Consider the following 12744-nt stretch of genomic DNA (forward strand, 5'->3'; position numbering starts at 1 on the left):
GCTCCACTTCGTGTTATGAATCAATTTTTCCAGCAAAATTTGGATAGAGATGAATAAATAAAATTCAATCAAATAGTAAAAAAGCATGTGGGCTATATCTCACATGCTTTTTATTGCTTACTACATGTTTATCACTCATTTTAGATATAGCTAATTAGCCACCCGTAACACAATTTAGCGTATTATACTGTTTTAATATTTCTTGCAATGGGTATTTATACATAGGTGATTTTATGAATTTTGAATCTATTATAGATGAAGGTATAAATAATAATAAGGCGATGCAAGGCTGATTTTCGGGGCCGTTGAATAAAGACGGATCTAAAATTAAATTTAAGACTATAATCATGAAGGGCGAGGAGCATTTACAAATTGAAAAATTTATTGATAAAAAAGCTCTTCATGAGAATATTGCGATGAATGAAGCAAAAGAAAAAATTATCGCTCTAATGAATGATTACAAGCAGCTCTTTATAACGGTTGGTTCTGAGTCTTATCAAGTTTTTAATAACAAAGGGAAAATAAAGGCTTTAAGCACAAAAACTGATAAAAAAGCGAAGGCGCTTAGCCATGATAAAAAGAAAAATTACATAATTAATGAGGGCGACAGGGTCGATTTTCTAATTTATTTAAAGGTTATGAGCGAGGACGGCAAGGTCTACAATAGCTACTACGATAAATTTAAGCAAATTAATAAATATCTTGAAATTTTTGACAAGGCGCTCGATAAGATTGATACGTCCAAAAAGATACGCATCTTAGATTTTGGCTGTGGCAAGGCATATCTGACTTTTGCGGTTTATTATTATCTTAAGAATATCAGAAAACTTGATTTTTACATCGAAGGACTTGATTTAAAGGCTGATGTTGTCCGTGATTTAAATAAAATTAAGGACGCTCTTCATTATGATGAAATAAATTTTGTGTGCAAGGACATCAAAGATTATGATAAAAAAGACAATATCGACATCATGCTTACTTTGCACGCTTGCGATATAGCGACTGACATCGCTCTTAAGAAGGCGGTAGAGCTAAATGCGTCACTTATACTATCGGTTCCGTGCTGCCAAAAAGAGCTTTTCTCAAAGATTAAATCTGATGAATTAAATGGAATCCTTAAGCACGGCATACTCAAGGAGAGAGTCGCAGCCATTGTTACTGACTCACTTAGAAGCCTTTACTTAGAAAAGCATGGCTACAAATCTGAAATTATTGAATTCATAGACATGGATCACACACCAAAAAATCTTATGATTAGAGCATTTAAGGACAAGGTAAATCCACTCGCGATAGATGAATACGAAAAAATAAAGCATTTATTCGGCTTAGAAAATATTTTTATAGAAGGTTAGAAAATGATAGAAAATTTAATTTATTTTATAAATAGACCAAACAAAAACGCGCGAGATGCTCTATTTAGAAAGAAGACAGGCTACTTCGTTTCGATAACAGGAATTGTTTTTAACATAATTTTAAGTGTGGCGAAGGTACTTATTGGCCTCTTCGTTCACTCCATCGCCATCATGGCGGATGCGGTTAATAACATTTTTGATACGATTTCATCAGTGGTTACACTGCTTGGATTTAAATTATCAGAAAAGCCCGCTGACAAAGATCATCCTTACGGACATGGTAGGATTGAGTACATATCAGGACTTTTGATATCCATCATAGTTATCATCATAGGACTTCAATTCATAAAGTCATCTGTTTTAAGAATTTTAAATCCAGATATAGTTAAGTTCGACCACCTAAGCTTTTTCATCATGATTTTATCAATACTTGTTAAGGTTTTCATAACAATTTTGAATAAAAAGGCAGGAGATATGATAGACTCTAAAGCGATGAAGGCAACTAGCATTGACTCACTTGGTGACGTTTTTACAACCATGGTTGTTATAGTGCCTATGATCAGCTCATTGTTTACAAAGGTTCAAATCGATGGCTACTTTGGTGTTATCGTTTCACTTATGATTATTAAGAATGGTATTGAGATGATAAAGGAAACTATTGGCCCGATTCTTGGTGAGGAGCCAGATAAGGAACTTGTTGAAATGATACATAAAGACCTTGATGCAGAGCCACTTATCAAGAACGTACACGATTTTCACGCACATAACTATGGTCCTGACAATGTTTATATCTCTTTTGATGTTGAGATGCCAGCGCATCTAACAATTGAAGAAGCTCACAATGTCATAGATACTTGGGAGAGAATTCTTGAGGAAAAATATAACATTACCATAATTATACATGTCGATCCATATTTGGAAGAGGACAATTGCAATGAAATTTACAAAAAAATAGAAGAAGCAGTCAAATCTGATGGCAGTGTAGTTGCTCTACATGATTTTAGGATAGTTAGCAGCAAGTCTGGCAAAGATTTATTACTTTTGGATCTTGTTTTAAATGATATGCAAGGCAAGGACAAGGAGGCGCTTGCCGATGAGATGAAAAAACGTTTTGAAAAGGAGGTTTCAAAGGATTTCGACTACAGATTAAGAATAGTACCGAATTTTACTAATATAGGGGATGAGTAAATGATTAGAGATAAAATTATTGATTATATACGAAGTGGAGAAAAGTCTGAGAAGGACTACGCTATAGGTTTTGAGATAGAAAATTTTATAGTTGATAAGGACAATAGGGCTGTAACATACTGGGACGAAGGCGGTGTGAAGGACATCTTAGAGGATTTAATAGCTCTTGGCTACGAAGCGGTTTATCTAGATGGTGTTTTGCTTGGCGCGAAAAAAGGCAAAACTGAAATTAGTTTAGAGCCGGGCAGTCAATTTGAGTTATCCATAAAAAAGGCTTGGCGTATCAAAGATCTTGAAAGTGAGTATTTTGCGCGCATGGAAGAGATAAAGGACGTGGTAGAAAAAAGGGGCTATCATATCTTACAAAGAGGCTACCATGTAAAAACTAAGATTGATGAGATAAAGATACTTCCTAAGCAGCGCTACGACCTTATGTATAAGTATTTCTCAGAGACAGGGACTATGGGCCACAATATGATGAAGGGCACAGCAGCTTCCCAATCGTCAATCGATTACAAAGACGAAGAAGATTTTAGACGCAAGATGAGAGTATACAATGCACTCAGCCCAGTTTTTTACGCAATTTTTGAAAACGCAAATATTTTCGAAGGAAAGCCCTATAATGAAAACGGTTTAAGAATGAGTATATGGAAAAACACTGACAAAGACCGCTGTTCAATCATAAAAGAAGCTTTTGGCGATGATTTTTCATACGCTTCATACGCTGACTACATTGTGAATAGACCATGTATTTTTATACATAAGAACGGCAAAGACATTTACACAGGACATACTAAGATTAAAGACATAGAAGGGATAGACGAGGCAGATAAGGACCTTGTTGAACATGTACTCAGCATGTTCTTCCCTGACACTCGCGCGAAAAAATATATCGAGATTAGGATGATGGACGCAGTTCAAATTGAGTATCTACTTGCTTTAGTTGCACTAATCAAGGCTACAAGCTATCAAAATTTGGATGAAGTCTATGAAATGATTAAGGATGTGACTTATGAAGACGCTTTAAGGGCGCTTGGTTCATTCAAAGAGCACGGCATAAGAGGCAAATTAAAAGAAAAAAGCTTTTTAGATATAGCAAAAAAATTAATTTCACTTGCTAAATCATCTCTAGGAGATGAAGCACATTATTTAGACGCACTTGAAAAAGTGATTAATTCAGATAAATCGATAAGGGAGGTAAATTTTGAAAAATATGGATTATAATACCATTGGCAAAAGATACATTGACATAGTTAAAGAAGACCCTGAGAAATATTATGAAGATTATAAAAAATTATTAGCGAAGGTCGCAAAATCAACTGCGAAGTATAAAGGCGAGCCGGTTCCTGCCATTTATCAGCCATTTTTCGTATCAGAAGAGGACGAAGAAACTTTTAAATATATTTCTGATATGATGATGAGAATTTCTGACAAAATTACTAAAGCATACGTTGCCATATCTGCATTTAGAAATACTTTTGATTTTGACAATAAAATGAAGCAATTGCTTATACACAAGCCGCTTCTAGCTACATTCGTACCAATTTGTCGCTACGATATATTCTATAAATCGCGCGATGAATTTAAATTTTGCGAGCTAAATACCGATGGCTCCTCAGCCATGAATGAAGATAACGAGGTCGCTCCATTCATGCTTGAGCTTGAAGCGATGAAAGAGATGGAAAAGCGCTACGGATACGAATTTTCTTATTATGAACTTTTTGATTCGTGGGTAGATGAGTTCAAGGAGCTTTATAAAGAAACTACTGGCAAAGAAGATTTTAATCTTGCCATCGTCGATATCATGGAGAGCGCATCGCATGAAGAATTTGAAAAATTTAAAAAAGCCTTCGAAAAGAAAGGCATTAAGACAATCATTTGCGATGTGAGAGATATTAAGCGTAAAGATGGCCACATATATGCGGGCGATTTTAGAATAGATGCTGTTTATAGAAGATTAGTTACTTTTGAAGCGGTACAGCATTGGGACGAGATACAAGAATTTATAGATGGCTATTTAAACGATGAATTCGTGATGATAGGCTCATTTAAGAGTCAAGTTATGCACGACAAGAGGATATTTATCAAGCTTTTTGAAGATAGAGTAAAGAAATTTTTATCAAAGGATGAGCTTGAATTTATTGAAAAACACATTCCTTATACAGCCATGCTAACAAGTGAAACTTTTGACGAAGTTTTAAAGAACAAGGATAAGTACATCATTAAACCAGTTGATAACAATGCATCAAAGGGCGTTTACGTCGGCAAGGATCACTCGAAAAAAGAATTTGAGGCTATTTTGAAAAAATTTGTAGGCACAGGATACATTTATCAAGAATATATCGAACCATACAAAAGAGATGTCATTCTTTTTGATGAAAAAGGCAATTTAGAAGTGAAAAAGCTTAAATCCATTGTTGGTCTATTCATATATAATAAGAAGTTTAAGGGCCTATACACTAGATATGGTGAAGAAAACATCATTTCGAGCTTGCACCAATATTATCTTGGCGTAAATATTAAAGCAAAGGAGTCTTAAGATGAAAAAGAAAATAATTTTAATAATATCTATGCTAATGGTTTTGGCAATGATATTTACAGGATGCAATAAGCCTAAAACTGATGAGACAAAAGAAAATACAGCTCAAGACAATGGCGAGATAAGTGAAGAAGATAAGAAAAATGATGAGTATGTTGAACTTGTTAAAAAAACTAAGGGTGTTTCAGACCTTATAGAAGGCGATATAATTGCTCAATACGTCAAGATTGCAAAAGCAGAGGAAGAAGCTGATAAACTTACGCTAATACTGTCTTATACTGAGCTTGCTTATATTTATGAAGATCACGTTTTTACAAACACAGCTGGTATGCAAATGCCTTTAAAACTTGTTTATGAGAAGAACGGGGACGATTACGAGCTAAAAGAAAAAATCAGCCCAGAAGATGGAGACGGGTTTTATGATTCTTTAATGAAAATGGTGGACTCGGATAAAGAACTTGCTCAAGAGATTACTAGTCACAGCATGAGCGAAAGTTTTGGCGATATTATGAAAGATTTATACAAAAAAGCTGAAGAGGCAGGCTTAAAGGACTTTACGCTAGACCTTGACAATGTTCCTGGCTATCCAAAGGACGAGTCACTATTCTTAGAAGAGGTTCCTAATGAGCCTAAGAACAGCATTGTTATAGTTAATAAGGAAGAATACGAAAAAGCAAAGAAGAATGAGGAAAAAGAGAACTGGCCTCATGTAGAAGGCTTAGTTTACGATAAAGAAACAAAGATTGCGATAAAAGAAATTATCGATGATTTTACTAAATAATAAATAATTTTAGCCTTTCTAATTGAAGGGCTAAAAAAATTTATTGAAACCCTTGTATTTTTATTGACATTGGGGTATAATAAAAAGAAAGTCAAATACAAAGACTAAAAGAAAGGAGCGCAAGATGAAAGAATTTGAGTTAAAAGTCATGAGATCTGAGTCATCTAATGGTTTGTACATAGAGCTAGGTCAAGGGGTAATTGATTTTACTCGAGCTATCAAGGCAAAGATATACTTATCTGTTGATGACAAGAAAGTTGAAGCAAGCATGATTAAATTTCCAAAGGATAAATATGTAGTACCACTTAAAGAAAGACAATTAAAAGTACTTAAGGTCGAAGAGGGTAAGACATATAAGTTCACTATTGAAAATAGAAGATAATTTAATAAATTAAGTCCATAGAAATGTCTATGGACTTTTTCTTTTCAAAAATATAAATAAATTTAAAATGATTTGATTTAAATAATTCAAAAATATTTTCATAAACAAAAAATATTTTAAAGTATTTATAAAAAATCGCAAGAAAAAAGGCCTCACCTATGTGAGACCTTGAGATTCCCCTATGTCTAGTTTGGTTGTGGGGCATCTACTGGACAAACGCTGTTACATTGTCCGCAGTCGATGCATTTGTCTGCATCTATTATGTAGATTTCGCCTTCAGCGATAGCGTCAACTGGACACTCAGGTAAACATTGTCCGCATGCTATGCATTCTTCGCTAATTTTGTAAGCCATTCATTATCCCTCCCTTGTATTTTAATTATAATTTATATATGTCCATTTGTCAAGTGATTAGTATCACATCAGATACTTTTTGTAAATAAATAGCCACAGCACTGCCATGGTAGGCATGAGAGTTAAAAATTTAATCTTTTGCGTCTTATGTCTAAAGACTAGCATAGAGACCACTCCAAGTGGCGCTCCGCCAATCAGAGATAGTCCTAAAAGTACTTTCTCAGGCGTTCTGTGCTTGTAATCACCACTTGCCGCCTTGAATTTATCGAATCCAAATGCCAAGAAGCAAATTACGTTTATGCCATAGAATAAATATTTAAGCATCTTATCACCATTATTTATATACCCAAAATTGTTTGTTTTTAATCACAATAAATGATATAATATTTATAAGGAGGCTTTTATGGATCAAGTATCAGGCACAAATTTTTACATATATCAGGACAAAGATGATTTTTCTTTTGGTATAGACGCAGTGCTTTTATCTGATTTTACCAAGGCTAAGAAAAATCACATAGACCTTTGCACTGGTAATGGCATAGTCGCTTTAAGGCTTGCCTATTTATATGGTGATGCCAAGATCGTCGGAGCTGATATTGATCATAAGGCGATAGAACTTTTTAAAAAATCTATTGAGATAAATAAGCTTGATGAAAGAGTCAAGGCTATGGAAGTGGATATAAGAGAAATAGAAAAATATTTTAAAAAAAATACTTTTGATAGCCTCTCAGTTAATCCGCCATATTTAAATCCAAAGGATAACATAGCTTCTGGCGATTACAAAAGGCAAGAGCTTTTACTAAATTTGGACGATATAGCAAGAGCTGCGAGCTATTTACTTAAGCCATATAGCAAAATATTTATGGTTCACAGACCAGCAAGGCTTGTGGATATAATTTTAAGTTTTAAAAAATATGACATTAATCTTAGAAAATTAAGAGCGATAAAACCATTTGCAGAGAAAAAGTCGAACATGATACTTTTAGAGCTGGAAAAGTCAGAAAAAGAGGGCTTTGATTACATGAAGGAGCTAATCGTTTATAACAATGATGGCTCTTACACTGACGAGGTAAAGGAGATTTACTATGGAAATGAATAAAGGTACTTTATATATAGTCGCGACACCCATAGGTAACTACGAGGACATAACTTTGCGTGCGCTAAACGTACTAAAGTCTGTTGATTACATTGCTTGCGAGGACACAAGGCACACAGGAGTTTTACTTAAGCACTATGAAATAAAAAAGCCGCTCTTTGCTTATCACAAATTTAACGAAATTGACAAATCATCATATATAATCGAACTTTTGAGCGAAGGAAAGAGCATTGCCATAGTCTCAGATGCGGGAGCACCTGGCATATCTGACCCTGGAGTGATTGCGGCACGTGCTGCAAGAGAGGCTGGATACACCGTTACAGCCATACCGGGAGCGACAGCCTTTGTCACATCGCTGATGGCGAGTGGCCTAGACCTTAGTCACTTTGCTTTTATTGGTTTTGCACCTCAAAAGGACGCTAAGCGCAAAAAATTTATGGAAATCTACAAATCATATACCATGCCGCTCATTTACTACGAAGCGCCTCACAGGCTCATTGCCTTTCTAAATACTGCGCTTGAAGTTTATGGCGATAGAATGATTTTTATAAGTCGCGAGCTAACAAAAGTTTTTGAAGAAAATTTATATATGCGCATAAGCGAGGCCATAGCCCATTTTACAGAGAATGAGCCTCGTGGCGAATTTGTCATCACTATTACAGGTCTTGATAGTGATGATGATGGCGAGACAATTGACATAAACGAAGCTGCAAGAGCACTTATAGACGAAGGCCTAAGCATGAAGGATGCGACACACAAGTTAAAGGAACTAGGTTTTAAGAAGAATGACGCCTACAAGGCGCTGCTTGAGATAAAGGAAGAGTAAGATGTACGAAGAATTGCTCATAAAGATGAGAGATTTAAATAATTTAATAAAAGAAAAGTCCATGGACATAGATAAGAGGGGTAGAGAAGGTCTTAAGAAAGATATTTATAACGGTCTTGCAGATAAATACATGATAGAAGACGATATAGACCTTGAAAAGCTTGCTGATGAAGGCGGTCTCTGGGCTGTGGATGGCTCGCTGGGTAGGATAGGCTCACTTTATCCGCACTACATCAGCGTTATAGACGCTCTTGTGATATCGACAAAAAAGGGTTTTGAGCACAGAAAGAGCACTATATACTCGCCAATGCAAGGACAAGTGCAAGAGGAGGACGAATTTTCATTTGAGTCTGAAATGTATGTTAAAAAAGAGATGGCAAGACTTGAGGTGCGCGTCACAATTGAGGCTCTAGAAAAAGAAACGCCTAAGATGATATTCATGGATGGCGGTTTTATCCGCTACATCATCAGCTGTAAAGAAGATTTTGAAGAGCTTAAAAAAATTTGCATAGAGCGCGGAATAATTTTAGCTGGGGTCATCGAGGAGATAAAGACCTCAATACTTGGAAAAGAGCTTGATTTGAAGGCCTACGATAGAGAGATACTCTTTTCGCTACTTGATTATAAAGAGGCGATGCTTATAAAGGATGAGATCAATAACAAGGCTGAAGAAGGCATAACGAGTGCCTTTGTTCGAACATCGATGAAGCCTTATGCCATCGGCGTAGATATATCGACTGAGCAAAAAGATGCTATGAAGGATGTACTCAAAACTATGATAATGCTGACGCCAAAGGATTCAAGAGGCATACCTATAATCTTAGATATAGTTGACAAGAAGGTCAAAATTACAGATGAACTTAAACAGAGGGTTCTAGTCAAGGAGCTTGACAAGGACGTTTACGATAGATATTTTAACGAAGTGAGGAATTTTAGATGAAAGTCTTAGGTTTAACAGGCACAAGCGAGGTTTATTTGGCCTCGAATGAGAGAAATTTTAGAATAAATGAGTTTTTGCTCGTTGAAGACAAGGTTAAAAATTATATAGGCGAGGTAGTTGAAGCAAATACCTTCAATCGCTTTATGCCATTTGAAAAAGAAAATGATTTTGTTGATCAAAGCGTGATTGATTCCTTGTATAAATTGGGCTATGATGTGAATAACGAAGTCATCTACTTAGCTAAGCTTAGGCTTTTAGAGGAAGCGATGTACCCAATCATGGCAGGCTCTTCCGTTAGAGTGCCAAAATTTGACGAGATCAAGAATCTTATCATCAAGTCATCACCTAAAGATGGCTTAGTTCTCGGAGTTATCAAGAATACTGATGACCTTTATGAACATGCAGACGAAGAGCTAAAAAATATTGTATATACATTTGAAAATGGCGAGAGAAAAAATCAAAATGATCTTCCATACATCTTCAATGTGAGTGAATTCAGTCAATACCCACACATAGGTGTATTTGGAGGCTCTGGTTCGGGTAAATCATTTGCACTAAGAGTAATCATCGAAGAGCTTATGAAAAAGAGGATACCGACTATAGTTTTAGACCCTCACTATGAGATGGATTTTAAGCTAAAGACTTATGACGAAGCGCCTGACTACAGTAATTTATATCAAAGCTTTTTACTTGGTAAGGACGTTGGAGTTGATTTTAAGGACCTAAACGTGGGCGAGTTTAAAAATTTATTAAACGCAGCTGGCGCAATGACAGATGCGATGGATACCTCAGTTGATGAAGTTTTTAAGAGGGGCGAGAGCCTTGACTCATTTAGACTTAGACTAAGCGAAATACTTGAAGCGCTTGATAGAACTGAGGATGCTCTTAAGATGGATATGCAGACAGCTGAGCTTAATGGCGATGCAGCCGAAGCTGATAGGATAAAAAGATTACAAGGCTACCAAAATAAATATAGCCGCAAATTAAATGCATCGAGCTTAAAAGGAATTAGCTGGAGATTTAGAAGACTTGTTCAGGACAATGTATTTAGCAGCGATTCTGAAGCTTTAGAGGCAGCGCTTAGAAGCGGTAAACTTATTTCATTAAAGGGATCGACAAGATTACTAGAAGTTTATTCATCATATATACTTAAGAAATTTTATTATAAGAGAAGAGCCTATATGGACGCGAAATTACTCGGAACAAACGATGAAGACTACTTCCCACCATTTATAATAATCACAGACGAAGCACATAATTTTGCTCCGAAGGCCTTTGAGAGTGCATCAAAGCCTATTCTCAAGGAAGTTGCTCAAGAGGGAAGAAAATACGGTGTCTTCTTAATTTTGGCAACACAAAGGATAACACTGCTTGATGACACTATCACAGCTCAGCTCAATACAAAATTTATACTAAGAACAGTTAGAGAATCAGACATCAGTACCATAAAAGAGGAGACAGACATCAGTTCAGACGATGCAAAGAGGCTTCCTTACTTGACTACAGGCGATGCCTTTATATCAGAAGCCTCCTTTGGTAGAACCATATTCACAAGATTTCGTTTTGCCGACACCAAAGCCATAGACAAAGTAAATCCATTCTTAGAACTAAAGGGTGAGACAGAAGATAGGATGCTGGCTGTATTTGAAGAGATAAAAGACATTCTTCCAATAAGCGATTTTAATCTAACTCGTGAAGCGGCTAGACTTGAAAAGACAGTCGGCACCATGAGCACAGAAGAATTTAAGGATATACTTGAACGACTAGCACAAGACGGATATATAAATAAAAGAACAAATCCATTCGGACAAAATGAATATATAGAGAAGGAATAAATATGAGAATATTTTTTTTAGCAGCAGAAGTGAGTCCTTTCGTTAAAACAAGAGGACTTGCCGAGACAATGAGGTGCCTTCCACAAGAAGTCGCCAAAGAGGGCAACGACGTATACGTTTTCATTCCCTTACACAAGCCAATAAAGAGAGAATATCAAGAAAAAGTCGAGTTCATGTCATCCTACGGAGTCATGATGGGCGACGGCATTATTTACGCAAGCGTTTTTAAATACGAAGAAGCAGGCGTTAAATATATTTTTATAGCCAACGAAGATTATTTTGAAAGAGACAGGATATATGGCGAATTTGACGACGCCAAGCGCTACATCTTCTTTACAAAGGCAGTTTTGGAATTTATCAAGACCTATAGCATTAAGCCAGACATAATTCACGCGAACGACTGGCATACAGGGCTTGTGCCAATACTCTTAAAGCAGTACAAGAAAAGCGACAGCTATTACAAAGGGATTAGAACAGTTTTCACAGTTCATAATCTAAAATATCAGGGAGTTTTCAATCAAAATATCATAGCTGGCATAGTCGATACAGACCTTGAAGTACTAAAGGATCAAAATTATGAGTTCATCGACTCAATCAATATGCTTAAGGCAGGCATCGTCTCATCCGATATAGTTACTACCATAAGTAAGTCTTTTAGAGACGAGCTAATGGATCCACATTTCGGAGAGGGACTTGAAGAAGTTTTTAAGGAGTATAGCTATAAATTTCATGGCATTGTCAATGGTATAGACAACGAAAAATATAATCCGATGACAGATGAAGCCTTATTTAAAAATTACGATGTAAATGCTTTTAAATTAAAAAGATATAATAAGGAAGAAGTTCAAAACTATTATGGACTTAAAAAAGATGGAGACAAGCCTCTAGTTATTATGATCAGCCGTATGAAGCGTTCAAAAGGAATTAAGCTTGTAATTGGTGCGATTGAAGAGATGATGAAGCTTGATTGTAATTTCATCATCATGGGAACTGGATTTAAGAGCTACGAAGAAAAATTTAGAGAGCTTGAAGAAAAGTATCCAGACAAGATGGCGGCAAGAATTTATTATAATGAGAACGAAGCGAGAAGATTATACGCAGCATCGGACATACTCTTGATGCCGTCAGAGCTTGAGCCTTGCGGATCAGCACAAATGATTGCCATGCGATATGGATCACTTCCTTTAGTTAGAAAAGTTGGCGGACTCAAAGACACCGTCATTGCGTATAACGATGATAAAGACCATGCCAATGGCTTTGCTTTTGAAAATATCGACCAAAATGAAATGTATGAGGCACTGAATAGAGCCTTGAAATTATATTATCAAGATGAAGATGAGTTTAATAGGATTTTGAAAAACGCGATGAGAGTTGATAATGACTGGAAAAAGACAGCGGAGGAGTATATTGGGTTGTATCAAAATCTTTGCGACGAATAAATTTTGCTTTGGG

At 36.0% G+C, this 12744-nt stretch carries 13 protein-coding genes; 11 read left to right on the forward strand and 2 right to left on the reverse strand.

What is annotated here, in order from left to right:
• The first annotated feature begins 305 nt into the window (after positions 1 to 305).
• The 6 genes from M1R53_RS01175 to M1R53_RS01200 all read left to right on the forward strand — a co-directional run bounded on the left by M1R53_RS01175 (position 306) and on the right by M1R53_RS01200 (position 6242).
• Positions 306 to 1352, forward strand: a complete 1047-nt coding sequence (locus M1R53_RS01175; protein ID WP_249242785.1) for a class I SAM-dependent methyltransferase — start codon at positions 306 to 308, stop codon at positions 1350 to 1352.
• Positions 1353 to 1355: 3 nt separating this feature from the next.
• Positions 1356 to 2540 carry a cation diffusion facilitator family transporter gene (locus M1R53_RS01180; RefSeq protein WP_249242786.1) on the forward strand — a complete coding sequence of 395 codons (1185 nt, stop codon included), beginning with the start codon at positions 1356 to 1358 and terminating at the stop codon, positions 2538 to 2540.
• Positions 2541 to 3764, forward strand: a complete 1224-nt coding sequence (locus M1R53_RS01185) for a glutamate--cysteine ligase (RefSeq protein WP_249242787.1) — start codon at positions 2541 to 2543, stop codon at positions 3762 to 3764. It begins immediately after the preceding gene.
• Positions 3754 to 5079 (forward strand): glutathionylspermidine synthase family protein, encoded by a 1326-nt coding sequence (locus M1R53_RS01190; protein ID WP_487317987.1) that lies wholly within the window; start codon positions 3754 to 3756, stop codon positions 5077 to 5079. The genes M1R53_RS01185 and M1R53_RS01190 overlap by 11 nt, the downstream gene beginning before the upstream one ends.
• Position 5080: 1 nt before the next feature.
• On the forward strand, positions 5081 to 5860 hold the full coding sequence (locus M1R53_RS01195; protein ID WP_249242789.1) for a hypothetical protein: 780 nt from the start codon (positions 5081 to 5083) through the stop codon (positions 5858 to 5860).
• Positions 5861 to 5984: 124 nt separating this feature from the next.
• Complete coding sequence (locus M1R53_RS01200; RefSeq protein ID WP_249242790.1) at positions 5985 to 6242, forward strand: hypothetical protein; 258 nt, start codon at positions 5985 to 5987, stop codon at positions 6240 to 6242.
• A 185-nt stretch (positions 6243 to 6427) separates the two neighbouring features.
• On the opposite strand, the gene M1R53_RS01205 is transcribed toward M1R53_RS01200, so the two are convergent.
• Both M1R53_RS01205 and M1R53_RS01210 read right to left on the reverse strand, forming a co-directional pair.
• Positions 6428 to 6595 carry a 4Fe-4S binding protein gene (locus M1R53_RS01205; RefSeq protein WP_019214322.1) on the reverse strand — a complete coding sequence of 56 codons (168 nt, stop codon included), beginning with the start codon at positions 6593 to 6595 and terminating at the stop codon, positions 6428 to 6430.
• A 63-nt stretch (positions 6596 to 6658) separates the two neighbouring features.
• Positions 6659 to 6919 carry a DUF1294 domain-containing protein gene (locus tag M1R53_RS01210; protein WP_019214323.1) on the reverse strand — a complete coding sequence of 87 codons (261 nt, stop codon included), beginning with the start codon at positions 6917 to 6919 and terminating at the stop codon, positions 6659 to 6661.
• Positions 6920 to 6998: 79 nt separating this feature from the next.
• Here M1R53_RS01210 and M1R53_RS01215 point away from each other — a divergent pair, with 79 nt between their 5' ends.
• From M1R53_RS01215 to M1R53_RS01235, 5 genes are read left to right on the forward strand one after another with little or no spacing between them, the layout of a single operon-like run.
• Positions 6999 to 7694 carry a tRNA1(Val) (adenine(37)-N6)-methyltransferase gene (locus tag M1R53_RS01215; protein ID WP_249242791.1) on the forward strand — a complete coding sequence of 232 codons (696 nt, stop codon included), beginning with the start codon at positions 6999 to 7001 and terminating at the stop codon, positions 7692 to 7694.
• A complete protein-coding gene (gene rsmI / locus M1R53_RS01220) occupies positions 7681 to 8517 on the forward strand; it encodes a 16S rRNA (cytidine(1402)-2'-O)-methyltransferase (RefSeq protein WP_249242792.1) in 837 nt (278 codons plus the stop codon). The genes M1R53_RS01215 and rsmI overlap by 14 nt, the downstream gene beginning before the upstream one ends.
• Position 8518: 1 nt before the next feature.
• Positions 8519 to 9457, forward strand: a complete 939-nt coding sequence (locus tag M1R53_RS01225; protein WP_249242793.1) for a DNA double-strand break repair nuclease NurA — start codon at positions 8519 to 8521, stop codon at positions 9455 to 9457.
• Entirely contained in the window at positions 9454 to 11292 is a 1839-nt protein-coding gene (locus M1R53_RS01230) for an ATP-binding protein (protein WP_249242794.1), read from the forward strand. Before M1R53_RS01225 ends, M1R53_RS01230 begins: the two co-directional genes overlap by 4 nt.
• Positions 11293 to 11294: 2 nt before the next feature.
• Positions 11295 to 12731 carry a glycogen synthase gene (locus M1R53_RS01235; protein ID WP_249242795.1) on the forward strand — a complete coding sequence of 479 codons (1437 nt, stop codon included), beginning with the start codon at positions 11295 to 11297 and terminating at the stop codon, positions 12729 to 12731.
• The last annotated feature ends 13 nt before the right edge of the window (positions 12732 to 12744 follow it).

The sequence above is a fragment of the Fenollaria massiliensis genome (assembly GCF_023347705.1).
In the GTDB taxonomy this organism is placed as follows: Bacteria; Bacillota; Clostridia; order Tissierellales; family Peptoniphilaceae; genus Fenollaria; species Fenollaria massiliensis.